A 23,477-nucleotide genomic window follows, 5' to 3' on the forward strand; every position below is an offset into this window, starting at 1 on the left:
CGGCCGCGCGCCCCCCCCCCTCATTCATCCCCACCCCCGGCGGGGCCGTTTGCGGGGCGCCGCCCCCCCCCGCCCCCCCCCCCCCGGGGGGGGGGGGGGGGGGGGGGGGGGGCCCCCGCATCCGCGAGGTCGGGCTCGATGAGACGCCCCCTCACCCGACCCGGCTTCGCTTTCGCTACGCCGGGTCGACCTCTCCCCGCAGGCGGGGAGAGGTGAGGCCCGCGGCCGGCATTGCAGCACGATGATGAGATATCAACCTCGACCAGCCACCAAGGAAGCCCCGTGATACGTCCCCTGGATCCCGTGAGCGCGAGGCAGCGCGTCGTTTACGGCCTTGCGTTCTTCGTGGTGTTCGTCGCGCTGTGGAGTTGGGCGACGTTCGGCGGCCATGTCTCGCGGACCTTCCTCGCCGATCCCTTGACCATGCTGCGCGAAGGCTGGGACCTGTTGACCAAATACGATTTCCTCTCCGACATCGGCATGACGATCTGGCGGGTGATCGGCGGCTTTACGCTGGCGGCCGTGGTGGCGGTGCCGCTCGGCGTGCTGATGGGCGCCTACAAGCCGATCGAGGCGCTGCTGGAGCCGTTCGTCTCGTTCGCGCGCTATCTGCCGGCCTCCGCCTTCATTCCGCTGCTGATCCTGTGGGCCGGCATCGGCGAGATGCAGAAGCTGTTGGTGATCTTCATCGGCTCGGTGTTCCAGATCATCCTGATGATCGCGGTGAATGTCGGCGGCACCCGGCGCGATCTGGTCGAAGCCGCCTATACGCTGGGGGCCAGCGACAGCGGCATCATCCGCCGCGTGCTGTTGCCCTCTTCGGCGCCGGAGATCGCCGAGATTTTGAGGCTGGTGCTGGGCTGGGCCTGGACCTACGTCATCGTCGCCGAACTGATCGGCTCGTCGTCCGGCATCGGCCACATGATCACCGACAGCCAGGCGCTGCTCAACACCGGCCAGATCATCTTCGGCATCATCGTCATCGGACTGATCGGGCTGGTCTCCGACTTCCTGTTCAAGGCGTTCAACGCCTGGCTGTTTCCCTGGAAGCTGGCATGACCGAGCTTGTGATCGATCAGGTGTCGCGCACCTTTCCGGCGCGCGCCGGCCACGAACCGACCAGGGCGCTGGAGCCGACCACGCTCCGCGTCGGCAACAACGACTTCGTCACCATTCTCGGCCCGTCGGGCTGCGGCAAGTCGACCTTGCTGCGCATCATCGCCGGGCTCGACCGGCCGAGCAGCGGCCGCGTGCTGCTCGACGGCCGCGAGGTCACCGGCCCCGGCGCCGATCGCGGCGTGGTGTTTCAATCCTACACGCTGTTTCCCTGGCTGAGCGTGCGCGACAACATCGCCTTCGGCCTGCGCGAGCGCGGCGTGCCGGAGGCTGAGCGCGGCAGAATCGCCGACGGCTTCATCGCGCGGGTCGGGCTCGCCGGCTTTGAAGATCATTGGCCGAAGCAATTGTCCGGCGGCATGCAGCAACGCACCGCGATCGCCCGCGCGCTCGCCAATGATCCGAAGATCCTGCTGCTCGACGAACCGTTCGGCGCGCTCGACAATCAGACCCGCGCCTTGATGCAGGAGATGCTGCTCGGGATCTGGGAGCGCGAGCAGAAGACCGTGCTGTTCGTCACCCACGACATCGAAGAGGCGATCTTTCTCGGCGGCCGCGTCATCGTGATGACCGCGCGGCCCGGCCGCATCAAGGCCGAGATCGCCGTCGATCTGCCGCATCCGCGCTCCTACAAGATCAAGACCACGCCGGAATTCGTCCAGCTGAAAGAGCGCCTGGTCGAAGAGATCCGCGCCGAAGCATTGAAAGTCGCCGCCGATGTCTGACGCTGAATTGCCGGTCGACGGCGCCCGCGTGCTCGCCGATCTCACGACGTTGCGCGGCTTCGGCGCCTACGAGACCGGCGTACACAAGCCGACCTTCTCCGAGCCGCATCTGCGCTCGCTGCATTGGCTCGCCGATGAATTGCCCGAGGCCGGACTCAGCGCCACCATCGACGGCATCGGCAATGTGCTCGGCCAAAGCACCAAGCCCGGCTTGAAGCTGCTGGCCGGATCGCATCTGGAGAGCCAGAACTACGCGGGCTGGCTCGATGGGCCGCTCGGCGTGATCTACGCGCTGGAAGCCGCGCGGGTGATCAACAATGACCCGAGCATTGCCGGGTCGGTCGAGGTGGCGTCGTGGTGCGACGAGGAAGGCCATTTCGGGTCATTGCTCGGCAGCCGCTCCTATGTGGGCGACGTCAGCGAGGCCGAGCTCGACGCCGCGCGCGACCGCAGCACCGGCCGGCCGATGCGCGAGGCGCTGCGCGACGCAGGGCTTGAAGGACGGGCGCGTATCACCGCCGAACCCGGCCGCCATATCGGCTATCTCGAAGCCCATATCGAACAGGGCGACACGCTGGAAAGCGGCGGGCTTGCGATCGGCGTGGTGACGTCGATCGTCGGCATCTGGCAATATCGCATCGGGTTTGCCGGCGAACAGAATCACGCCGGCACCACGCGGATGGCGGTGCGCAAGGACGCCGGCCTGGCGCTGGCGAAGTTCTTCGTCGCGATCGACGCGCGTTTCCCCGCGGCCTGCGGCCCGCGCACGGTGTGGACCACCGGGCGCATTTCGCTCGAACCCGGCGCGCCGAGCATCATCCCAGGCCACGCCGAGATGCTGTTTCAGATTCGCGACGACGATCCGGCGGTGATCGAACGGCTGGAGAGTTTGCTACGCAGCCTGGCGGAGGACGCCACCGCGCACGGCCCGTGCCGCGTCACCGTGGAGCGGGTCCGCACCGGCGCGCCGGCGCGGATGGACCCGATGTTCCATCATGCCATCGAGACGGCGAGCGCCACGCTCGCCAACGGCCGCTCACTGCACATGCCGAGCGGCGCCGGCCACGACGCCCAGGTGCTCGCCCGCATCATGCCGGCGGGGATGCTGTTCGTGCCGTCGATCGGCGGCGTCAGCCACCATTGGACCGAAGACACCAGCGACGCCGACATCGTCACCGGCGCCCGGGTGTTCGCCGAGGCCTGCCGGCGTCTGCTGGCGGGATGACATCGGACCAACAGGCCGCGCCGCCTCGGCCTGCCGCCGACCAAGCCGCGCACCGCGCGGCAACATGGAGAATCCACTTGCCCCCGATCTACATCGATTTCCTCAACCGCCTCGACATCGAAGAACTGCAGATCACGGACGACGAGATTCTTGCGGCGGTGGAAGGCGGGCTGCTGAGCCAGGGCCGCGGCGAGACCGTGATCGAGCCGCGAATGCATCTGGAGCCGGGCGTCGCCAACGGCCACTTCAACGTGCTGCGCGGCGCGATCAAGCCGCCGATCGATTCCGCCGGCGTGAAGATCGTCGGCGATTTCGTCGACAACTACAAACTCGGCTTCCCCTCGGAGCTGGCGATGCTGGCGCTGTTCGATCCGCGCACCGGCGCGCCGAAGGCGATCCTCGACGCCAGCGGCATCACCGACATGCGTACCGGCGCGGTGACCGCGATCGGCGCCAAGCATCTGGCGCGGAAGAATTCGAAGATCCTCGGCCATGTCGGCGCCCGCGGCACCGCCTATTGGAACGTGCGGCTGCTGGATCACCTGTTCGACTTCGACGAAATCCGCGTGCATTCGCGCCGCCCGGAGAGCCGCGACGCGTTTGCCGAGCGGCTGAGCCAGGATCTCGGCAAGCCGGTGATCGCGACGGCCGACTGGAAGAGCTGCGTGGAGGGCGCCGACATCGTGGTCGAGGCCTCGCGGCTCGATCAGCCCACCCCGATGCTGAAGACCGAGTGGATCAAGCAAGGCGCGCTGGTGGTGCCCTACGGCACGATGAGCGCGGTCGAATTGTCGCTCACCGACATCATGGCGAAGATGGTGGTCGACGACTGGGGCCAGTGCAAGGGCGGCAAGTTCGGCAGCCTGCGCGCCCATGTCGAGGCCGGCAAATTGTCGGAGACGACGCTGCACGCCGAGTTGGGCCAGATCGTCGCCGGCCTCAAGCCCGGCCGGCAGAGCGAGGAGGAGACCAATCTGTTCTGGCATCGCGGTCTGTCGCTGTCGGACATCGCGCTCGGTCATGCCATGCTGGAAAAATCCAAGCGGCTCGGCATCGGCCAGCGGCTGCGCTTCGCCTGAGTACTTCGCAAAGTAACCGTTCCGTCATTGCGAGCCGAGGACGGCGCGCAGCGCCGGCCGAACAGCGAAGCAATCCAGGGGCTGCACGCGAAGCCCTGGATTGCTTCGTCGCAACAGTTCCTCGCAATGACGAACTTGAGCGCCGGATTTCGTTGAGAGCATGATGAGTCAAACTCTGGGATTGGCCACGGGAGCTTCCGCGATGTCCTGGATCGCCAATGCGCGGATGTATGCGGTCGATCCTGCTGCTGCGGCGGCGTGGCGCGAGTTGTTCGGCTGGCTGGCGGCGGCGAGCGGCGTCGAGCTGAAGGTGATCGACCACGCCTACCCCTCGCCGCTGTCAGAATTGTGGGTGCGGCCGGATCTCGGCTGCGGTTTCATGTGCGGCTTGCCGTTTACCCACGCGATGCCCAAGCCGCAGCCGGTCGCGGCGCCGGTGCCGCTGAACGCGGCGCTGTCGGGACGGCCGCTGTACCAGACGCGACTGGTCGTGCGCGCGGAGTCAGACTATCAAACGCTGGAAGATACGTTCGGCGGCCGCCTCGGCTACACCGTTGCGGAGTCGCATTCCGGCTACAACGCGCTGCGCCATCATCTGCTGCCGTTCTGGCGCACCCGCGGGACTAACCTCTATCGCGAGAGCATCGGTCCGCTGGTGACGCCGCGGCGGGTGATCGAGGCGGTGCTCGCCGGCGCCATCGACGTCGGCCCGCTGGACGGCTACGCGCTGGAGCTGATGCTGCGGCACCAACCGGATCTCGCGGGTAGGATCAGGGTCGTCGCCAGCACCGAGGCTGCGCCGATTCCATTTCTGATCGCGAGCCCGCAATGTCCGCCGGCGGTGGTGGAGGCACTGCGATCGGCGTTGCTATCTTTCGGCGATGACGCGCAATGCGCAGGCTTGCGCGACCGGCTGTGCCTGCTGGGTTTTGCGCCGGTGCGTGTCGTGGATTACGATGTGATCGCGGCTTGGGAGGCCGAGGCCGAGGCGGCGGGCTACATGCAGCCGGGCTGACGATGCCGGCCTGCGTGCGATGACTCTCGGTCAGCAGGGATCGCCAGCTCCGTCATTGCGAGGAGCTCTTGCGACGAAGCAATCCAGTCCTCGCAGGTTGCCTCTGGATTGCTTCGCTTCGCTCGCAATGACGCGGCGAAGGGGGCCGATTTGACGTTAAGTCATCCGGCTAGTGGCGTCGCGCGCAGCAAGACCAGATAGCAGACGCCTCCCGGCGCCGGCACGATCTGCGCGCCGGCATCGGCTCGCTGCAACAACGCGGCGTCACGCGGCGCCAGCGCCTCGCTTTCGCTGGCCGTGGTCAGCTCGATGCTGCCACGCAACGCAACAACAACCGCGATCTCATCGTCAGCGAAATCGCAGCGCATCGGCTGCGCACAGCGCAGCAGGCGATGCGCATAGCGGCCGCGCCGGGTCATCACGTTGAGGTCGGTGATCTCGCCGTCGAGCAGCTTTGCCTGCGTCGCGACGTCGCCGGCAAACCCGAGCGGCCTACTGTCCGGCGTCAATATCAGCGGCGCCGCCTCGCCGATCATCAGTTCGAGTCCGTTGCCCTGCACGACCGCGAGCGTGCGGTCGATGCCCGGAAAGCGCGAGAACGGACCGTCCGAGGCCACCCGCGCCATGCTGATCCGCCAGTCGAACGTCTCCAGCGAGGCACCCTCGGGTGACGCGGCGATCTGCGTGGTCGAGCCGCCGCCGTTCTTCCACGGCATGGTGCGGCAGTTAGCAGCCCGAATGATCCGCACGGCGGCGCGCTCAGCGCAGGCTCGGCAGATCGAGATTTTTCTCGCGCGCACAGTCGATCGCCAGATCATAGCCGGCGTCGGCGTGGCGCATCACGCCGGTCGCCGGATCGTTCCACAGCACCCGCCCAATGCGTTGCGCGGCTTCGGGCGTGCCGTCGCAGACGATCACCATGCCGGCGTGCTGCGAATACCCCATGCCGACGCCGCCGCCGTGATGCAGCGACACCCAGGTGGCACCAGACGCGCAATTCAACAATGCGTTGAGCAATGGCCAATCCGACACCGCGTCGGAGCCGTCCTTCATCGATTCGGTTTCGCGGTTGGGCGACGCCACCGAGCCGGAATCCAGATGATCGCGGCCGACCACGATCGGCGCTTTCAATTCGCCGCGCGCCACCATCTCGTTGAAGGCGAGGCCGAGGCGATGGCGGTCGCCGAGCCCGACCCAGCAGATCCGCGCCGGCAGCCCCTGGAACGCGATGCGCTCGCGCGCCATGTCGAGCCAGTGATGCAGCGCGGCGTTGTCCGGCAGCAGCTCCTTCACCTTGGCGTCGGTGCGATAGATGTCCTCGGGATCGCCGGACAGCGCCGCCCAGCGGAACGGTCCGATGCCGCGGCAGAACAGCGGCCTGATGTAGCCTGGCACGAAGCCTGGAAAATCGAACGCGTCCTTGACGCCTTCGTCGAACGCCATCTGCCGAATGTTGTTGCCGTAGTCGACCACCGGAATGCCGAGGCGGTGGAAGGCCAGCATGGCGCGGACGTGCTCGGCCATCGATTGCTTGGCGGCTTTCGCCACTGACGCAGCATCGCTCTCGCGGCGCGATTGCCATTCGGCAAGGGTCCAGCCCTTCGGCAGATAGCCGTTCACCGGATCATGCGCCGAGGTCTGATCGGTGACGATGTCGGGCCGCACGCCGCGCTTGACCAACTCCGGAAACACATCGGCGGCGTTGCCGAGTAGCCCCACCGAGACGGGTTTGCCGTCGCGCGCGGCCTGCGCCATCATCTCCAGCGCCTCGTCGAGCGTAGCAGCCTGGCGATCGAGATAACGCGTGCGCAGCCGCATTTCGATCCGCGACGGCTGGCATTCCACCGCAAGACACGACGCGCCCGCCATCACCGCGGCGAGCGGCTGCGCGCCGCCCATGCCGCCGAGCCCGCCGGTGAGAATCCATTTGCCGGTGAGATTGCCGCCGAAATGCTGGCGGCCGATCTCGACGAAGGTCTCGTAGGTGCCCTGGATGATGCCCTGGCTGCCGATGTAGATCCACGAGCCCGCGGTCATCTGGCCGTACATCATCAGGCCCTTGCGATCGAGCTCGGAAAAATGCTCCCAATTCGCCCAATGCGGCACCAGGTTGGAGTTGGCGATCAGCACCCGCGGCGCGTCGGCATGGGTGCGGAATACGCCGACCGGCTTGCCGGATTGCACCAGCAGCGTCTCGTCGCCTTCGAGCCGCTTCAGCGTCGAGACGATGCGATCGAAACTCTCCCAGTCGCGCGCGGCGCGGCCGATGCCGCCATAGACCACGAGTTCGTTCGGCCGCTCGGCGACATCGGGATCGAGATTGTTCATCAGCATCCGCAGCGGCGCCTCGGTCAGCCAGGATTTCGCCGAAAGCTCAGGGCCGCGCGCGGCGCGGATGATACGGGCGTTGTCGATGCGGGTCATAGGCGGGATGTCCTTGGCGTCTGTTAGTTGCGTGAGGGCGCGACGGCGTCGGGCGTGCCGCGCCAGACCCGCGCATGCAGCGGATTGAAGCCCATGCGATAGACCAGCTCGGCGGGGCGCTCGATGTCCCAGATCGCGAGGTCGCAGGATTTGCCGACCTCGAGGCTGCTGGTCTCTGCGAACAGCCCGAGCGCCCGCGCCGCCTCGCGGGTCACCGCGGCGATGCATTCGTCGACGGTCAACCGAAACAGCGTCGCGCCCATGTTCATGGTCAAGAGCAGCGAGGTCAGCGGCGAGGTGCCGGGATTGCTGTCGGTGGCCAGCGCAATCGATACGCCGTGGCGGCGCATCGCGGCGATCGGCGGGGTCTTCGTTTCGCGAATGAAATAGTACGCGCCGGGCAGCACCACGGCGACCGTGCCGGCGCGCGCCATCGCGGCGATGCCGGCGTCATCGGCGTATTCCAGATGATCTGCCGACAGCGCGCCGAAGCTGGCGGCTAGTGCGGCGCCGTGCAGGTTGGACAACTGATCGGCATGCAGCCGGACCGGCAGGCCGAGCGCGCGCGCCTTGCTAAATACCCGCGAAATTTGCTCCGGCGAGAACGCAATGCCTTCGCAGAACGCATCGACGGCATCGGCGAGACCCTCGGCGGCAATTGCCGGCAGCATGGTCTCGCAGACCGCGTCGATGTAGCGATCCTTGTCGCCAGATAGTTCCGGCGGCACCGCGTGGGCGCCGAGAAAGGTGGTCCGCACCGAAACCGCGCGGTGTTCCGCCAAAAGCCGCGCGGCCTGCAATTGCCGCCGCTCGGTCGCAAGCTCGAGGCCGTAGCCGGACTTGATCTCGAGCGTGGTGACGCCCTCCGCAATCAGCGCGTCGAGCCGCGGCAGCGCGGCGGCGACCAGCGCCGCGGTGTCGGCTTGCCGCGTCGCGTTGACCGTTGATACGATGCCGCCGCCGGCGCGGGCGATCTCTTCGTAGCTGGCGCCGGCCAGCCGCCGCTCGAATTCATGGGCGCGGTTGCCGCCGTAAACGAGATGGGTGTGACAATCGATCAGTCCGGGCGTGATCCAGCGCCCGCCGCAGTCGATCCGCTCACGCGCATCGAGATCGGGCGCCTCGGCGGCGGGGCCGGCGTAGACGATGCGGCCGTCGCGGCTGGCGATCAGGCCGTCCTCGATCACGCCGAGGCCTTGGCGCGACGGCGCGAGCGTTGCTATGCGGCAGCGGTGCCAGATCCGATCAACGACGCTCATGATGACGATCCACTATGGGAGGCGCTTGGCAGGCGATCCATTTGTCTATACATATTGGAGGCGCTTTCATCTGTCCAGCCCACAGCGATCATCGGAGGCCTGCGTGTCCGGATTATTCTTTGAGGATGCGTTGTTGCCGCAAGGCTGGGCGCGCAACGTCCGACTGCTGATCGACGCCGGCCGCTTCGCCAGCATCGAGTCCGGAGCTACGCCGCAGCCCGGCGACGAGCGGCATCGCATCGGCCTGCCGGGGATCTGCAATCTGCACAGCCACGCGTTCCAGCGCGGCATGGCGGGGCTCGCCGAATTCAGCAGCTCGTCCGCCGACAGTTTCTGGACCTGGCGCGAGGTGATGTATCGCTTCGTCGGCCGCATGAGCCCCGACGATATCGAGGCGGTGGCGGCGCAGGCCTATGTGGAGATGCTGGAGGGCGGCTTCACGCGGGTCGGCGAATTTCACTACATCCATCACGATGCTGCCGGCACGCCTTACGACAACATCGCCGAACTGGCCGAGCGGATCGCAGCCTCCGCGCAGGCGACCGGAATAGGGCTGACGCTGCTGCCGGTGTTCTACGCGCATGGCGGATTCGGCGGCCGCGAGCCGAGCCCGGCGCAGCGCCGCTTCATCAACGGCATCGACGGATTTTCGCGGTTGCTCGAGGCGAGCCGCCGCGCGGTCGCCGGACTGCCTGGCGCCGTGGTCGGCGTCGCGCCGCATTCGCTGCGCGCGGTGACGGCAGATGAACTCGCCACGGTGCTGGCGCTCGCCGGCGAAGGGCCGATTCACATCCACATCGCCGAGCAAATGCTGGAAGTGGACGACTGCGTCGCCTGGAGCGGGCAGCGGCCGCTGCAATGGCTGTTCGAGCGCGCCGGCGTCGATCGCCGCTGGTGCCTCGTGCACGCCACCCACGCCGACGCCGAGGAGTTGTCGCGAATTGCTGCGAGCGGCGCGGTGGTTGGGCTCTGTCCGATCACCGAGGCCAATCTCGGCGACGGCGTTTTCGACGCGCCGCGGTTTCTCGACGCCGGCGGCCGCTACGGCATCGGCTCGGATTCCAATGTGCAGATCGGGCTTGCCGACGAATTGCGGCTTTTGGAATACGGCCAGCGGCTGGCGCAGCGCGGCCGCAACGTCATGGCGCGCGACGGCTCGACCGGCCGCGCGCTGTTCGAGGCGTCGCTGCAAGGCGGCGCGCAGGCGCTCGGGCTTCAGCCGACGGGCTTGGTGGAAGGCGCGATCGCCGATTTGATCAGCCTTCAGACGAGTCACATCGCGCTCGCCGGCCGCGCCGGCGACGCGATCCTCGACAGCTGGATCTTTGCGGGCCAAGAGAAGCTGGTGGATTGCGTCTGGGCCGGCGGCGTCCAGCTGGTGAGCGGCGGCCGGCATCACGACCGCGAGCCGGTGGCGCAGCGGTTTCGGCGCACCTTGGAGCGATTGTTGGCGGCATGAGCATCGAGCAGAAATCGGCCGGGACGGTGGCGCTGTATCAGCGCATTCGTACCGATCTCGAAACCAGGATCCTGTCGGGGGAATGGCCGCCGGGCTATCGCGTGCCGTTCGAGCACGAATTGATGCAGTCCTATTCCTGCTCGCGGATGACGGTGAACAAGGTGCTCTCGGCGCTGGCCGCGGCGGGCCTCGTGGTGCGCCGGCGCCGCGCCGGCAGTTTCGTGTCGCGGCCGCGCGCGCAATCCGCGGTGCTGCAGATTCCCGACCTCAAGGCCGAGGTGGAAAAGCGCGGCGAGCGCTACGGCTATCAACTCTTGAAGCTCACCAAGCGGATCGCCACCGCGAACGACCGAGCCCGGCTCGCGGTCGGTGCCCGCGAATCGGTGCTGGCGCTGCGCTGCCGGCACGACGCCGACGGCGAGCCGTTCGCGATCGAGGACCGGCTGATCAATCCGCAGGCGGTGCCGGTGGCGTTGCAGCAGGACTTCTCCGTGATCCCGCCGAACACCTGGCTGGTCGGCCAGGTGCCGTGGACCGAGGCCGAGCATCGCATCATCGCCTGCAACGCCGCAGGCGCCGACGCCGCCGAGCTGAAGCTCGACGAGGGCACCGCCTGCCTGGTGATCGAACGCAAGACCTGGCGCAACGGCGAGCCGATCACCGCGGTGCGGCTGACCCATCCCGGCCACCTCTACAATCTGATCGCGCGGTTCACCCCGACCGGATAAATCGTCTTCGGTTGGGATTGACGCATTCCACTCAAATACAGCCGTCATTCCGGATTGCGAGTTCGCAAGAACGAGCAAGTCCGGAATCCATACTCCCTGCAGGGGTTATGGATTCCGGGCTCACTCGCAGCTTGCGCTGCTCGCGCCCCGGAATGACGGCTTGGGAAGCTCGAAGCGCATCGATCTAACTCGAGATGTAGCTACTTCTTTTTGGCGCCGTCGACATACTGGTTGGTCCACAGATCGTTCTCCGATGCGGCGGCGTCGAACTCCTTGCCGAAATTGGTGCCGACCTCCTTGGAGAACGTCAGCAGGTTCTGGAAGCTCTTGGCGTCGAGCTGGCCGCCGCTGGCGACGCCGCTGCGCATCGCCGTGATCGCCGCGACGATCGAATCCGGATCGGCCTTGGCGAAGAACTGCTTCTGGATGGCGAGCGCGGTCGGCTCCGGCTTGTCGACAAGCGCGACGCTCGCCGCCTGCAGCGCGCGCGCGGTCTTGACGATCAGCTCCGACGTCTTGGCGTCGATCGGCTTCTTCGCCGCGAGCACCAGGTAAGGCTGATCGGCGAGCAGCGGAAAGTCGTCGCCGAGCGACACCAGCACCACACCGCTGCCGGACTTGCTCGCCAGATAGCCTTCCGGCGGCGACAGCACGAAGGCGTCGATGCGCTTGTTTTCCAGTGCGGCCTGCAGCGCCACCGGATTGCCGACTTGCGCCACCTTGATGTCGGCCTTGGGATCGAGCCCGCCCTTGCCGGCGAGCCAGCGCGCCGCGGTCTCCTGGGTGCCGCCGATCGCCGCCACCCCGATCACCGCGCCCTTCAGCGCGGCGAGCCGCTTCGGCAGCGGATCATCCGCCTTGACCTTGGCGGCTTCGAGGAACGCCGGCGACACCACGAGCTGCAGCGTCACCTTCGACATCAGCGTGTAGACGATTTCGAACGGTTGGCCCTTGGCGGCGGCGCGCAGCACGGTTTCGGAGCCGACCGCGGCGAGATCGATGTCGCCGGAATCGAGTGCGGCGAGCGCCGCGGAATCGCCGCCCGGCATCATCACGCCGGTGGCGTTGAGGCCCTCCGGCGCAAAGGTGTTCAGCGCGCGCGCCGCCCACAGCGGCAGGAAGCTCAGCGTCGAAACCCCCTGCCCGATCCGCACCGGCTGTTGCGCCGACGCCAGCTGAGGGATCAGCGACAGTGTTGCGGCGAGCGCCGCTACGCGGGTCAGTTTCGCGATCGATCGCATCATAGGCCTCTCACGGTGAAGGACATCAGATATCGCTTGGCCCCTGGCCGGACGGTTTGCGCCAGCGCAGCAACCGCCGCTCCAGCCGCCCGGTGACGGCGTTGGCGCCGACCACGAAGGCCAGCAGGATGACGATGCCGGCGAACACGCCGGCCGGATCATAGGTCGACGAGGCCTCGTGGATGAATAGCCCCAAGCCCTGGATCGACGAGGTGAACTCGCCGACGATGACGCCGATCACCGCATAGGGCACCGCCATCCGCATGCCGAGGATCACATAGGGCGCCGCCGCCGGCAGATAGACGTGATAGGTGAGCTGCCGCTGATTGGCGCCCATCACCAAAGCGAGATTGACGACTTCGCGATCGACGCCGCGCACCCCGGCATAGACGTTGTAGAACACCAGGAAGAACACCATGATCGAGGCCAGCGCCACCTTGGAGCCGACGCCGATGCCGAACCAGATGATGAACAGCGGCGCCAGTGCGATCTTCGGCACGCCGTAGAACGCCATCACATAAGGCTCGAAGATCCGCGCCAGCCGCGGCGAGCGCCCCAGCGCGTAGCCGCCCAGAATGCCCGCGGCGACGCCGATGCCGTAGCCCATCACCAGTTCCTGGCCGGTGGTCCACAGATGCGGATAGATCTCGCCGGAGGCGAACAGTTCGAACAGCCGCTGCGCGATCGCGGTCGGCTTGCTGATGTAGATCTCCTTGATCAACCGGCCCGACGACCATTGCCAGAACGCCAGCAGCGCGATGCCGGGCAGCAGCACCAACAGCCGGTGCGCCCAGTCGCCGCGCGGCTTGGCGCTCACGGTGACGTCGGCGGGTTTCTCAGCGGTGGCGACCAGATCATTCATGGCGTGGCCTCCATCGCCGGGGCGCGGTGCCGGATGTTGATCTGCGAGCGGAACACCGACCACACCGCGTCATAGGCCGCCTCATAGCCGGGATTGCGGAACGGCTCGAACACGTCGCGCGGCCGCGCCAGATCGATCGGGATGGTCGCCAAGAGATGCGACGGCCGTTGCCCCATGATCACCACGCTATCCGCCAGCACCACCGCTTCGGTGATGTCGTGGGTGACGAACAGGATGGTGGCGCCGGCATCCTGCGCCAGTGTCTGCAAATCGTGCTGCATCACCATTCGGGTCTGCGCATCGAGCGCGCCGAACGGCTCGTCCATCAGGATCACGTCGGGCCGGTAGATCAGCGTGCGGGCGATCGAGCCGCGCTTCTGCATCCCGCCGGACAATTGGCTCGGGTAGTAGTCCTCGAAGCCGCTGAGCCCGACCGAGGCCAAGGCTTCGGCGACGCGCTGTCGGCGCTCGGCCACCGCGATGCCGCGCAGCAGCAGCGGCAACTCGACATTCTCGGAAAGCGTTTTCCAGGGAAACAGCTGCGCCTGCTGCGGCACGAAGCCGACCTCGCGGTTGACCGCGTCGATCAGCCGGCCGCGGTGGCGCACGGTGCCGCGCGTCGGCTTCAGCAGCCCGGCCGCCATCTGCAACAGCGTGCTCTTGCCGCAGCCGGAAGGGCCGATCACGGCGACGAATTTGCCGCTGGCGACCTCGAAGCTGAGGCCGTCCAATACGCGGATCGGAGCCTGACTGCCCGGCGCGGGGAAGTCCTGGCCGATCCCCTCGAACGCAAGAACGGCGTCACTCATCAAGCGCGGCTCCTCACCTCGGGTCATCCGACTTGTATAGACATAATGGGGAGGCGCCGCGGAAGGCAAGGTCAGATGCGCAGCAGCGACTGCGCAATCCTGAGGCAGTGGGCGCGGGCGCGCCGGCGGATGCGCCGGTCTCAGAGGCTGATGATCAATGAATCAGGCACTCAACACGTCATTGCAAGGAGCACTTGCGACGAAGCAATCCAGGGCTCCGCAAGATGCCCTGGATTGCTTCGCTGTTCGGCCGGCGCTGCGCGCCGGCCTCCGCTCGCAATGACAAAGCCCCGCTCAGCTCGCCTCGGGCTCTTTCAACAGATCGCCGACCTTGTCGCGCAATTCGCGCTTCAACACCTTGCCGAGCGAATTGCGCGGCAGCTCGTTGACGATGAAGACGTGTTTCGGCTTCTTGTAGCCGGCGACCAGGCCGCGCACCGCCTCGACGATGGATTGCGGCGTCGGGCTCTGGCCGGGCTGCGGCTCGACGAACGCCACCACCGCCTCGCCGAAGATCTCGTCCGGAATGCCGATCACCGCGGCTTCGGCGACGTCGGGATTGGCCAGCAGCGCCAGCTCGACTTCCTTGGTGTAGATGTTGAAGCCGCCGCTCAGCACCATGTCCTTCTTGCGGTCGACGATATAGAGGTAGCCGTCGTCGTCGGCGCGGGCGACGTCGCCGGTGCGGATCCAGCCGTCCTCGATGGCTTTGGCGGTCTCTTCCGGGCGGTTGTAGTAGCCGCGCATCACCGAATAGCGGCCGGGTTCGCCGACCCGCACCAGCAACTCGCCGGCCTCGCCGGTGGCGACGGCGTTGCCGGCGTCGTCGACGATCCGCACCTCGACGCCCGGCGTCGGCCGGCCGATCGAAGCCGCGTGTTCGAACTGTTCCTCGTGCGACAGCGAGGTCACGCCGCCGACCTCGGTCATCGCGAAGAACGACACCAGCCGCACCTGCGGCAACAGCGCGATGAAGCGGCGTTTCAGATCGACCGGAAAAGCTTCGCCGGTGACCACGATGCGGCGCAGCGACGCGCATTTTTCCGGATCGGCTTCGATCTGTGGCAGCATCATCCGGCACACCGTCGGCACCATGCCGATCACGCTGATCTGTTCGTTCGCGATGGTTTCGATGGTCTGCTTGGGATCGAATTTCTTCATCACCACCAACGTGCCGCCGAGCGTCAACGCGTTGGACAGCCGCGCGAAGCCGGTGCGATGCGCCAACGGCGTGGTGACCAGATAATGATCGTCGCGCGAAATCCCCCACTCCACCGCGTTGATGAAGCAATGCTGGGTGACGATGTTGGCGTGGGTGATGATCGCGCCCTTCGGGCTACCGGTGGTGCCCGAGGTGTACATGATCACCGCGTCGTCGGACTGCACCGACAACAGCGGCAGCGGCGCGATCGCGGCCTCGCGCAATCGCGCATAGTCGAACGCGCCGTCGACGCTTGTCCCGACCGCGATCCGCAGCGCGTCGGGATTGGCCTGCAGCGCGCCTTGGATCGCATCGCCCGGGCCTTCGAACGCGATCGCGAAGGGCTGGCTGTCGGCGCAGATGTGCTGCACTTCGTGCGAGGTCAGCCGGGTGGTGACCGGCACCACGATGGCGCCGAGCGAGAACGCCGCGTAGAACAATTCGACGATCTCGACGCCGTTGTTGAGAAACACCACGATGCGGTCGCCCGCACCGAGTCCCTGTTGCCGCAGCCCGCTGGCGACGTGGGCGATGCGGCGCTCGAGATCGCGATAGGCGATGCGCTCATTGCCGCAGACCAAGGCGGTCTTGTCGGGGAAGCGCACCGCCTGCGCGCGCAGGATGGTATCCAGTCGCATGATGCCCTAGACCAGTTTGAAGGCGGGATATTGCACGTCGTTGCTGAGTTGATCCCAGGTCACTTCGACGCGCTGGCCGATCGCCACCTTGTCGGGATCGCTGCCCAGCACGTTGCCGAGGATGCGCACGCCCTCGTCCAACTCGACGGTCGCGACCGACAGCGGCAAGCGGCCGTCGAGGCCGGGCCCCGGCACCCGGATCACCGTGCAGGCGTAGATCGTGCCCTTGCCGGAGACCTCGCGCCATTCCAGGTTGCGGCTGCCGGTGAAGATCGAGACCGGCCGCGGATAGTGCTGGAATCGCCCGGTGTCCTTGCAATATTGCAAGACCAGCTTGCCCTGCTTGGCGCCGTCCCAGAACGCCTGGGTGTCGACATAGGTGGACGGCTTGGGGACCGGACGGCCCGCTTTCTCTTCAGCCATGCTCAGGCCTCCAGGATCATGGCGGCGCTGGTTCCCCAGTTCCGCGCGTAAGGGATGACGCCGATGCCGGTGATCAGCGCGTTGGTCGGATTGGCGACCTGACGGCCGCCGCCTTCGCCGAACATCTGGCGCACCGCTTCGGCGAGGTTGAGCCCGCCACTGGCGAGCCCGGGTTGGCCGGCGGAGATCTGCCCGCCTCCGGTGTTGAGCGGCAGCGTGCCCTTGAACGACAGGTCAGTGTCGAGCGTGAAGTCGCTGCCCTGGCCGCGCTTGCAGAAGCCGAAGTCCTCGAACTTCATCATCACCGCGATGGTGAAGTCGTCATAGGGCTGGAACATCTTGATGTCCTTCGCGGCGAGCCCGGACTGCTTGTAGAGCTTCGGCGCGATCTTGGAGAACCCGGTCTCGGTGATGTCCGGGCAGGACTGGTTGCCGTTGACGTTGGTGATCTCGGCATACGCGGTCGGATACACCATCTTGCTGATGCCGAGGCTCTTCGCCTTGGCCTCGCTGGTGACCAGGAAGGCGTTGGCGCCGTCGCAGAACATCACGCAGTCCAACAGCCGCAGCGGATCGGCGATGATTCGCGACTTGTTGTAGTCGTCCATCGTGATCGGGGTCTTGAACTTGGCGTAGGCGTTGTCGTTGTGCAGCGCGTGGTTGCGCTGGGTGATGGCGATCTTGCCGAGCGCGTCGGAGTTCAAGCCGTATTGATGCTTGTAGCGGCTCATCAGCAGGCCGAAGGTCGCGGGAGGTCCCTGCACGCCCGGCGGATCCTGGAATTCGCCGCGATAGGCGCCGTAATTGGCGCGCCATGATGTGCTCGGCGCATCCGCCGACAACACCACCACCACCTCGCACAAGCCGTCGCGAATGGCAGAGGCCGCACGCGCCACGCCGCCGGTGGCCGAACAGCCGCCGGTGCCGCCATAGTTCAGCCAGGTCGGCGTCAACCCGAGCGCCTCGGTCATGTAGACCGCGAAGAACGGATTCGGGCATTCGCTGAGCGGCGCGGTGACGGCGAGGCCATCGATCGCGTCCTTCTCGATGCCGGTCGCGGCCAATAGCTTCGCCAGCGCTTCGCCGCCGAGGTCGTAGGCGCTGCGGCCGGATTTGTACTCGATCGCCGTCTCCGAATAGCCGGCGATCACGATGTCGCGTTTGCTGCTCATGGTCATTCTCCGCGGAACGCTGGCGATCGCTTTTCCTTGAAGGCCTTCAGGCCCTCGTCGCGATCTTTGGTGAAATACAGCAGGAAGGAGGCGTCGCCTTCGGCCTCGAAGCCGTCGGGCAGCGCCATATCGATGCCGCGGTCGATCACCGACTTGGTCATCATCACCGGGATCGGCGCGTTGTCACTGATGCTCTTCGCGATCTCGCGCGCCTTGTCGATGGCCTGTCCCGCCTCGGTGACGTGGTTGACCATGCGGTAGCGCTCGGCTTCAGCGGCGGTAATGCGCCGCCCGGTCCACATCAATTCCTTGGCGAGCGGCTTGCCGATCAGCCGCGGCAGCGTCTGAGTGCCGCCGCCGCCCGGCATCATGCCGAGCTTGATTTCCGGCAAGCCGAACTTGGCGTTGGCGCCGGCGACGATGATGTCGCCGACCAGCGCCAGCTCGAGCCCGCCGCCGAGCGCAAAACCTTCGATCGCCGCGATCAGCGGCTTGGTGAACGAGCCGATCTCGCGAAACAGCCGGTTGACTTTGCGGTTGCGCTTGCGGAAGCGATAGAAATCGAAATAGCCGTTTTCGGCGATCTGGAATTCGCTGGTGTCGATCCCGGTGCAGAACGCCTTGTCGCTGCCGCGCAGGATCACCGCGCGGACCTCGCGGTCGTGCTCGACCTCGGCGAGAATCGCCAGGATTTCCTCCGCGGTCTGTTCGCGCAGCGAGTTCAGCTTGTCGGGCCGGTTGATGGTGATCTCGATCCAGCCGCTCTCGCGCGACAGGATGACGTCCTGATAGTTCATGGGTGCTCCAGGGTGTTTTGGTTTCGGTTGTCGGTTGTCAGCTGCCGGACTCTTCGCCGCCCATCGCGGCTGCGATCTGCGCGTGCAGCTCGGCGATCCGCGCCGGATCGGCGCGCGCGGCGTCGTCGATGTGAACTTCGAGGGCGATCTTCGCCGGCTGGCTCAGCACGATGGCGCGATCGGCCATTTCCAGCGCGTCGTCGATGCGATGGGTGATCAGCACGCAGGTTTTGCCGAGCTCGCGGGCGATCTGGTAGAAATCGCGGCGCAGCGTGCCCGAGGTGACGTGATCGAGCTGGCTGAAGGATTCGTCGAGGAACACGATCTCCGGATCGATCGCCAGCGCGCGCGCCAGCGACACCCGCTGCCGCATCCCGCCGGAGAGTTCATGGACGTATTTGTCGTCGGCGCCGTCGAGCCGCACCCGTGCCAGCCACTCCTTGGCGCGGCGGCGGGCGTCCGGCTTGGAGACGCCGAGGATCAACAGGCCGAGTTCGGCGTTCTCCACCGCGGTGCGCCACGGCAACAGCCGGTCGGTCTGGAACGACACCGACAGCCGGCCCTTCAGCGCCTTGAAGGAATCGTGCGGATCGAAGCCTGCGACCCGCACCGAGCCGGAGTTCGGCGAGGTGGTGCCCATGATCAGATTGAGCACCGTGCTCTTGCCGGCGCCGGTCTGGCCGAGCAGCACCACGATCTCGCCGCGACGCACCACCATCGACAGGTTGTCGACCGCGAGATAGCTGCCGAAACTCTTGGTGACGCCTTTGACTTCGATGAGATTGTCGATCATCGCACCACCGCCTCCGCACGCCAGCGCAGCGTGACCTTCTCGACCGCGTTGACCGCCGCCTGCAGCACTAGGTTGAGAATCACCAGGAAGAACGTCCAGGCCAGCACCTGGTCGATCCGGAACGTCGACTGCGCCAGATTCATCCGCGCGCCGATGCCGACCGCGGACGCCACCAGCTCGGCGAAGATCACCATGCGGATCGCGTAGCCGATCACCGACTTGGTGGTGAGGAAGATGTAGGGCACGATGTGCGGCAGGATCAGATAGCGCAGCACCTGCCAGCGCGACGGCCGGAAGCTCTCGATCATGTCGACCAGATCCTTCGGCAGCGCGCGCACCCCCTCATAGACGTTGAGCGCGTAGAACGGCAGCAGGATCACCAGCAGGATGAAGAAGATCCGGGTTTCCGGGTTCTTGAACCAGAACACCGCGATCAGCATCCAGGACAGCGCCGGAATCCCGGTGTCGATCAGGATGATCGCCTTCAGATACGGCCGGATCCAGCGCACCGTGCCCATCGCCAGGCCAATCAATACGCCCAGCGACATCGCCACCGCGACCGCGGCGGTGAGCCGGATCAAGGTGACGCCGACATGGTAGGGATCGGCGAAGAACAATTCGCGCGCCGCGGCCCACACCGTCACCGGCGACGGCATGATGTAGTCCGGCACGTAGCGGCTGGTGATCTCCATCGCGATCAGCATCACGATCACCACCACGGCGGTGGCGAACAGGTCGCGACGGTTTTCCGGATTGCGTTGCGGCCGCACCACCGCGGCGAGCGGCTTGACCAGCTGGTCGGCCGGTGCCGCGGCGCGCGGTGGGGGATTGCTGTTGACGCTCACTGCCATGTTGTCCGCCACACTCATTCAGATCGCAAAGAAGCTGTCGTCGACCGGCTTGGTCAAAAGCCCGTTGCGGGCGAGGAACTCGCTGGCTTTCAGCACCGAGTTGCGCGACGCAGGATCCGACATCGGCCGGAAGTTGAAGGTCAGCCGCTTCGAGCCCATCGCCTCTTTCAAGATGTCGTTGGCCACCCCGGTCTTGGCGCCGAACAGGTCGACCGCCTTGGCGGTGTCGGCGTTGATGCCCTTGAGGCAGTCCTCGAACACGCTGGCGATCTTGGCGGCGATGCCGGGGTTCTTGTCCAAGAGCTCCTGGCGGATGCCGACGCCGAAATACGGCAGGTCGCCCTCGCCGATCTTGTGATAGGCGTCGCCGGCCTTGAAGATCACCCGCAGGTCCGGCTTCTTGACCAGGCCGGTGGTGATGTTCGGCTCCCACGACAAGGCGGCGTCGGCGCGGTCGGCCATGACCAGGGTGACCGAGGCCGCCGGATTGTCGACGTTCTGGATGGTGGCGTCCTTCTCGATGTCGAGGCCGCTGCCTTCCTTGATCAAGGCCCGCACCATCCGATAGGTGCCGGTCGACTGCAGCGCCGCGATGGTCTTGCCGCGGAGCTGCGTCACGTCGCTGACGCCCGTCTTCGGCGCGAGAAGCGCGATCATGTTGGCGTCGGTGATGGTGCAGAGATATTTGATCGGCACGCCGGCCTGATGCCGCGCCGCGAAGGTGTCCCAGCTGCCAATGCAGACGTCGTAATTGCCGGCGACGAAATCATTGTAGTAGGTCGAGACCGCGGTGTAGGGCGCGGGATCGGGCAGCGTCAGCCCGTGCTTTTGGCCAAGCTTGTTAGCAAGGATGTATTGCACCGGCAGCACGGTGAAGCCGGGCTGCAGCGAGGCCCAACGCACCGCGACGTCGGCAGCCAAGGCCGGCCGGCCCGCGGCGAGTAGCGCGGCCGCCGCTGCCGATCCGAACGCGAAATCGCGTCGTGTCAATCCGTTCATGTTTCTCTCCCGAGGTCGCGTTCGTTGCGCGTTTGTTGCGGGTGCGTGCGGCTTTGCCGCTCCGCCCCGATGTGTTGACTGCAGTCTAACCTTGCCAAAGCCGAGACGTGGGCGCAATTTCGACCCTGCAACGTTCCAAAAATGAGACGATAGGCCGCGCGCGATGTTGCGCTGCGGCCGGGAGGCAACGATCCGGATGACGCGCAAGCTCGACCTCAACGCGCTGTTGCTGTTCTTTGAAGTCACCAATGCGCGCAGCATCAGCGCCGCGGCGGCGAAGCTCGGGATTCCGAAATCCACCATCAGCCGCAAGATCCAGTTCCTCGAGGATCAGACCGGCGCCACGCTGTTCCGCAAGGGCAGCCGCAAGCTCACCACCACCGACATTGGCCAGACGCTGTACGAGCATTGCGAGCGGATCGCCGCCGAGATCGAGGAAGCCGGGCTCGGCACCGCGCGGATGCAGACCGAATTGCGCGGCACGCTGCGGGTCAGCATGCCGGTGGACTTCGGCATCGGCTGGCTGTCGAGCGCGATCGCCGCCTTCGCGGTGACCTATCCGGATATCCATCTGGTGATCGACGCCAACAGCCGCTGGGTCGACGTCACCGTCGAGCCCTACGACGTCGCGGTGCAGCTCGGCCCGTTGCCGCAGACCCAGGGCGGCACCAGGCCGCTCGCGAGCATCACCCGCGGCGTCTATGCCAGTCCGGAGTTCTTGCGGCGCGCCGGCTCGCCGCTCAACATCGACGATTTCGGCCGGTTCGACTGCGTCGTCACCGAACATCAGCGCGCCGAAGGGGTGTGGAACTTCCGCAGCGCGCAGGGCGCCAAGGTGATCAACGTCGCCGGCCGGATCACCGTCAATCACATCGGCATCGCCCGCGAACTGGTGATCGGCGGCGTCGGGCTCGGCATCCTGCCGAACATCATGTGCCAGAACGACGTCCGGGCGAAGCGGCTGAGCCGGGTGCTGACCGATTGGGAAAGCCCGGCGCTGCAGGTCTCGGCGACGTTTCCCGGCAAGCGCAAAGAGTCGCGGCGCTTGCGCACCTTCCTGGATTTTCTCGAACAAAAACTGAAGATCGAGGGCGATCCGCGCGCCCGCGGCCCCGCCGCGCGGCAGGCCGGCGGCTAGGCTGGCGCCGCGCGGCGGGTGCATCCGCTACACCACGCCGCAGCTCTGATAGACGTGCTTGATCTCGAGGAAGTCGATCAGCGCATCGTAGCCGTGCAGGCGGCCGAGCCCGCTGCGGCGATAACCGCCGGTCTCGGCTTCGGCGAACAGCTTGTTGTGGTCGTTGATCCACACCGTGCCGTTGCGCAGCGCCCTCGCCACCCGCATCGCGCGGGCGCCGTCATGGGTCCAGACGCTGGCGGACAGCCCATAGTCGCTGTGATTAGCGCGGGCCACCGCCTCTTTCTCATCCTCGAATTTTTCCAGCACCACCAGCGGCCCGAAAATTTCCTCCTGGACGAAGAACGCCGAGGTGTCGCGATGCGCCACGAGCGTCGGCGACAGGAAGTAACCGTTGGCGAGATCGTCGGGCCGGCTGCCACGCAGCACCACCTCGTCGGCGGCCTGCATCGCCTCGTCGGTGCGCTTCGCCACGGCGGCCAGCGCGGCTGCGTCGATCAGCGGCCCCATCTCCGCGCCCGCCGCACTGCCCGGCGCAATCCGGATATTCGCCAGCGCGGCTTTCAGCGCCGATTTCATCTCGTCATAGCGCGAGGCGTGCACCAAGACGCGGCGCGCGGCGGTGCATTGCTGGCCGGCGATGATGGTCGCGGCATTGGCGAGCTTCGGCGCCACGTCGGCGATATCGGCGTCGTCGAACACCAGGCAGGCGGATTTGCCGCCGAGCTCGAGCGACAGTTTCTTCATGGTCGGCGCCGCCGCCGCCATGATCCGCGCGCCGGTGGCGTTGGAGCCGGTGAAGCTGATGACGTCGACATCGCTCGACGTCACCAGATGCTCGGCGACTTCGTGGCCCTGCTCGCTGACCAGATTGACCACGCCGCGCGGCAACCCCTCGACCTCCTGCAGGCATTTGATGATGGATGCGGTGATCTGCGCGGTCTGCGGCGCCGGCTTGATCACCACGGTGCAGCCGGCGGCAAGCGCCGGGGTCAGCGCGCGGATCAACAACACCGCCGGCGCATTCCACGGAATGATCAATCCTGCGACGCCTGCCGGCTCTTTCAGCAACGTCGAGAAGCTGCCCGGCTCGACCTCGAACACATGGCCGGGGATGTACCGCGTGAGCCCGGCGTAATAGCGGATCTCGGAGACACTGCCGGCGATTTCGCCGCGCGACTGCGGCAGCGGCTTGCCGTTCTCCAGCGTCAGCAGCCGGGCGAGTTGGTCGGCCTGCGCCTCCATCCGGTCGGCCCAGCGCAGCATCACCATCTGCCGCGCCCGCGGGTTCTGCGACCACTCCGGCCGCTCGAAGGCGCGCCGCGCCGCCGCCACCGCGGCCTGCGCATCGGCGACGCCGCTGGCCGCGTAGCCGCCGATCGCGTCGCCGCTTGACGGATCGCGGCTCGGCGCGGTTGCGCCGGATTGCGCCGGCTGCCAGGCGCCGTCGATCAGATTATCCGCGTGCAGAGAAGTCATGCCCATCGTCTCCCCAAAGAATGCTTCGGGCGGCGCGTCGTTTG

The 23,477-nt window shown here is 66.6% G+C and carries 22 protein-coding genes; 8 read left to right on the forward strand and 14 right to left on the reverse strand.

Going from position 1 to position 23,477, the window contains the following annotated elements:
- Positions 1 to 285: 285 nt before the first annotated feature.
- The 5 genes from HNR60_RS13340 to HNR60_RS13360 all read left to right on the forward strand — a co-directional run bounded on the left by HNR60_RS13340 (position 286) and on the right by HNR60_RS13360 (position 5,160).
- Positions 286 to 1,059 (forward strand): ABC transporter permease subunit, encoded by a 774-nt coding sequence (locus tag HNR60_RS13340; protein WP_184258414.1) that lies wholly within the window; start codon positions 286 to 288, stop codon positions 1,057 to 1,059.
- Positions 1,056 to 1,841 (forward strand): ABC transporter ATP-binding protein, encoded by a 786-nt coding sequence (locus HNR60_RS13345; RefSeq protein ID WP_184258255.1) that lies wholly within the window; start codon positions 1,056 to 1,058, stop codon positions 1,839 to 1,841. The genes HNR60_RS13340 and HNR60_RS13345 overlap by 4 nt, the downstream gene beginning before the upstream one ends.
- Complete coding sequence (locus HNR60_RS13350; protein ID WP_184258257.1) at positions 1,834 to 3,066, forward strand: Zn-dependent hydrolase; 1,233 nt, start codon at positions 1,834 to 1,836, stop codon at positions 3,064 to 3,066. The genes HNR60_RS13345 and HNR60_RS13350 overlap by 8 nt, the downstream gene beginning before the upstream one ends.
- 77 nt (positions 3,067 to 3,143) lie before the next feature.
- Positions 3,144 to 4,145 carry an ornithine cyclodeaminase family protein gene (locus HNR60_RS13355; protein WP_184258259.1) on the forward strand — a complete coding sequence of 334 codons (1,002 nt, stop codon included), beginning with the start codon at positions 3,144 to 3,146 and terminating at the stop codon, positions 4,143 to 4,145.
- Between the two features lie 202 nt (positions 4,146 to 4,347).
- Entirely contained in the window at positions 4,348 to 5,160 is an 813-nt protein-coding gene (locus tag HNR60_RS13360; RefSeq protein WP_184258261.1) for a phosphate/phosphite/phosphonate ABC transporter substrate-binding protein, read from the forward strand.
- Positions 5,161 to 5,321: 161 nt separating this feature from the next.
- On the opposite strand, the gene HNR60_RS13365 is transcribed toward HNR60_RS13360, so the two are convergent.
- From HNR60_RS13365 to hutI, 3 genes are read right to left on the reverse strand one after another with little or no spacing between them, the layout of a single operon-like run.
- Complete coding sequence (locus HNR60_RS13365) at positions 5,322 to 5,978, reverse strand: HutD/Ves family protein (protein WP_210313527.1); 657 nt, start codon at positions 5,976 to 5,978, stop codon at positions 5,322 to 5,324.
- Complete coding sequence (gene hutU / locus HNR60_RS13370) at positions 5,920 to 7,584, reverse strand: urocanate hydratase (protein WP_184258263.1); 1,665 nt, start codon at positions 7,582 to 7,584, stop codon at positions 5,920 to 5,922. Before hutU ends, HNR60_RS13365 begins: the two co-directional genes overlap by 59 nt.
- Before the next feature lie 23 nt (positions 7,585 to 7,607).
- Positions 7,608 to 8,843: an imidazolonepropionase gene (gene hutI, locus HNR60_RS13375; RefSeq protein ID WP_184258265.1), complete on the reverse strand. Its 1,236-nt coding sequence runs from the start codon at positions 8,841 to 8,843 to the stop codon at positions 7,608 to 7,610.
- A 103-nt stretch (positions 8,844 to 8,946) separates the two neighbouring features.
- On the opposite strand from hutI, the gene HNR60_RS13380 reads away from it, so the two are divergent.
- Complete coding sequence (locus HNR60_RS13380; RefSeq protein WP_184258267.1) at positions 8,947 to 10,302, forward strand: formimidoylglutamate deiminase; 1,356 nt, start codon at positions 8,947 to 8,949, stop codon at positions 10,300 to 10,302.
- A complete protein-coding gene (gene hutC / locus HNR60_RS13385; RefSeq protein WP_184258269.1) occupies positions 10,299 to 11,030 on the forward strand; it encodes a histidine utilization transcriptional repressor HutC in 732 nt (243 codons plus the stop codon). The genes HNR60_RS13380 and hutC overlap by 4 nt, the downstream gene beginning before the upstream one ends.
- Before the next feature lie 200 nt (positions 11,031 to 11,230).
- Here hutC and HNR60_RS13390 read toward each other — a convergent pair whose 3' ends face one another.
- The 10 genes from HNR60_RS13390 to HNR60_RS13435 all read right to left on the reverse strand — a co-directional run bounded on the left by HNR60_RS13390 (position 11,231) and on the right by HNR60_RS13435 (position 20,816).
- Positions 11,231 to 12,274 carry an ABC transporter substrate-binding protein gene (locus tag HNR60_RS13390; protein WP_184258271.1) on the reverse strand — a complete coding sequence of 348 codons (1,044 nt, stop codon included), beginning with the start codon at positions 12,272 to 12,274 and terminating at the stop codon, positions 11,231 to 11,233.
- A gap of 22 nt (positions 12,275 to 12,296) precedes the next feature.
- Positions 12,297 to 13,133 carry an ABC transporter permease gene (locus HNR60_RS13395; RefSeq protein WP_184258273.1) on the reverse strand — a complete coding sequence of 279 codons (837 nt, stop codon included), beginning with the start codon at positions 13,131 to 13,133 and terminating at the stop codon, positions 12,297 to 12,299.
- Positions 13,130 to 13,942: an ABC transporter ATP-binding protein gene (locus HNR60_RS13400; protein ID WP_184258275.1), complete on the reverse strand. Its 813-nt coding sequence runs from the start codon at positions 13,940 to 13,942 to the stop codon at positions 13,130 to 13,132. The genes HNR60_RS13395 and HNR60_RS13400 overlap by 4 nt, the downstream gene beginning before the upstream one ends.
- 294 nt (positions 13,943 to 14,236) lie before the next feature.
- Entirely contained in the window at positions 14,237 to 15,781 is a 1,545-nt protein-coding gene (locus tag HNR60_RS13405) for a class I adenylate-forming enzyme family protein (protein ID WP_184258277.1), read from the reverse strand.
- 6 nt (positions 15,782 to 15,787) lie between these two features.
- Positions 15,788 to 16,204, reverse strand: coding sequence for a Zn-ribbon domain-containing OB-fold protein (locus HNR60_RS13410; protein WP_184258279.1), 417 nt, complete (start codon positions 16,202 to 16,204; stop codon positions 15,788 to 15,790).
- Between the two features lie 2 nt (positions 16,205 to 16,206).
- The gene (locus HNR60_RS13415) at positions 16,207 to 17,376 is read right to left on the reverse strand and encodes a thiolase family protein (protein ID WP_246432931.1); all 1,170 of its coding nucleotides are present in this window, start codon (positions 17,374 to 17,376) and stop codon (positions 16,207 to 16,209) included.
- Between the two features lie 2 nt (positions 17,377 to 17,378).
- Positions 17,379 to 18,173: an enoyl-CoA hydratase/isomerase family protein gene (locus tag HNR60_RS13420; RefSeq protein WP_184258282.1), complete on the reverse strand. Its 795-nt coding sequence runs from the start codon at positions 18,171 to 18,173 to the stop codon at positions 17,379 to 17,381.
- A gap of 37 nt (positions 18,174 to 18,210) precedes the next feature.
- On the reverse strand, positions 18,211 to 18,966 hold the full coding sequence (locus HNR60_RS13425; RefSeq protein WP_184258284.1) for an ABC transporter ATP-binding protein: 756 nt from the start codon (positions 18,964 to 18,966) through the stop codon (positions 18,211 to 18,213).
- On the reverse strand, positions 18,963 to 19,817 hold the full coding sequence (locus HNR60_RS13430) for an ABC transporter permease (RefSeq protein WP_246432932.1): 855 nt from the start codon (positions 19,815 to 19,817) through the stop codon (positions 18,963 to 18,965). The genes HNR60_RS13425 and HNR60_RS13430 overlap by 4 nt, the downstream gene beginning before the upstream one ends.
- A gap of 18 nt (positions 19,818 to 19,835) precedes the next feature.
- A complete protein-coding gene (locus HNR60_RS13435) occupies positions 19,836 to 20,816 on the reverse strand; it encodes an ABC transporter substrate-binding protein (protein ID WP_184258288.1) in 981 nt (326 codons plus the stop codon).
- A gap of 196 nt (positions 20,817 to 21,012) precedes the next feature.
- On the opposite strand from HNR60_RS13435, the gene HNR60_RS13440 reads away from it, so the two are divergent.
- Entirely contained in the window at positions 21,013 to 21,954 is a 942-nt protein-coding gene (locus HNR60_RS13440) for a LysR family transcriptional regulator (protein ID WP_184258290.1), read from the forward strand.
- Between the two features lie 27 nt (positions 21,955 to 21,981).
- Here HNR60_RS13440 and HNR60_RS13445 read toward each other — a convergent pair whose 3' ends face one another.
- Entirely contained in the window at positions 21,982 to 23,433 is a 1,452-nt protein-coding gene (locus HNR60_RS13445; RefSeq protein ID WP_184258292.1) for an aldehyde dehydrogenase family protein, read from the reverse strand.
- Positions 23,434 to 23,477 lie beyond the last annotated feature (44 nt).

The sequence above is a fragment of the Rhodopseudomonas rhenobacensis genome (genome assembly GCF_014203125.1).
In the GTDB taxonomy this organism is placed as follows: Bacteria; Pseudomonadota; Alphaproteobacteria; order Rhizobiales; family Xanthobacteraceae; genus Rhodopseudomonas_A; species Rhodopseudomonas_A rhenobacensis.

Bases quoted from the DNA above. Each gene is read 5' to 3' on its own strand.
- HNR60_RS13395 (WP_184258273.1), bottom strand. From the start codon at position 13,133: ATGAATGATCTGGTCGCCACCGCTGAGAAACCCGCCGACGTCACCGTG.
- HNR60_RS13410 (WP_184258279.1), bottom strand. From the start codon at position 16,204: ATGGCTGAAGAGAAAGCGGGCCGTCCGGTCCCCAAGCCGTCCACCTAT.
- HNR60_RS13350 (WP_184258257.1), top strand. From the start codon at position 1,834: ATGTCTGACGCTGAATTGCCGGTCGACGGCGCCCGCGTGCTCGCCGAT.
- HNR60_RS13445 (WP_184258292.1), bottom strand. From the start codon at position 23,433: ATGACTTCTCTGCACGCGGATAATCTGATCGACGGCGCCTGGCAGCCG.
- HNR60_RS13365 (WP_210313527.1), bottom strand. From the start codon at position 5,978: ATGATCTGGCGATCGACTGTGCGCGCGAGAAAAATCTCGATCTGCCGA.
- HNR60_RS13400 (WP_184258275.1), bottom strand. From the start codon at position 13,942: ATGAGTGACGCCGTTCTTGCGTTCGAGGGGATCGGCCAGGACTTCCCC.
- HNR60_RS13405 (WP_184258277.1), bottom strand. From the start codon at position 15,781: ATGCGACTGGATACCATCCTGCGCGCGCAGGCGGTGCGCTTCCCCGAC.
- HNR60_RS13345 (WP_184258255.1), top strand. From the start codon at position 1,056: ATGACCGAGCTTGTGATCGATCAGGTGTCGCGCACCTTTCCGGCGCGC.
- HNR60_RS13435 (WP_184258288.1), bottom strand. From the start codon at position 20,816: ATGAACGGATTGACACGACGCGATTTCGCGTTCGGATCGGCAGCGGCG.
- hutU (WP_184258263.1), bottom strand. From the start codon at position 7,584: ATGACCCGCATCGACAACGCCCGTATCATCCGCGCCGCGCGCGGCCCT.
- HNR60_RS13390 (WP_184258271.1), bottom strand. From the start codon at position 12,274: ATGATGCGATCGATCGCGAAACTGACCCGCGTAGCGGCGCTCGCCGCA.
- HNR60_RS13440 (WP_184258290.1), top strand. From the start codon at position 21,013: ATGACGCGCAAGCTCGACCTCAACGCGCTGTTGCTGTTCTTTGAAGTC.
- HNR60_RS13420 (WP_184258282.1), bottom strand. From the start codon at position 18,173: ATGAACTATCAGGACGTCATCCTGTCGCGCGAGAGCGGCTGGATCGAG.
- HNR60_RS13415 (WP_246432931.1), bottom strand. From the start codon at position 17,376: ATGAGCAGCAAACGCGACATCGTGATCGCCGGCTATTCGGAGACGGCG.
- HNR60_RS13430 (WP_246432932.1), bottom strand. From the start codon at position 19,817: ATGGCAGTGAGCGTCAACAGCAATCCCCCACCGCGCGCCGCGGCACCG.
- HNR60_RS13425 (WP_184258284.1), bottom strand. From the start codon at position 18,966: ATGATCGACAATCTCATCGAAGTCAAAGGCGTCACCAAGAGTTTCGGC.
- hutI (WP_184258265.1), bottom strand. From the start codon at position 8,843: ATGAGCGTCGTTGATCGGATCTGGCACCGCTGCCGCATAGCAACGCTC.
- hutC (WP_184258269.1), top strand. From the start codon at position 10,299: ATGAGCATCGAGCAGAAATCGGCCGGGACGGTGGCGCTGTATCAGCGC.
- HNR60_RS13360 (WP_184258261.1), top strand. From the start codon at position 4,348: ATGTCCTGGATCGCCAATGCGCGGATGTATGCGGTCGATCCTGCTGCT.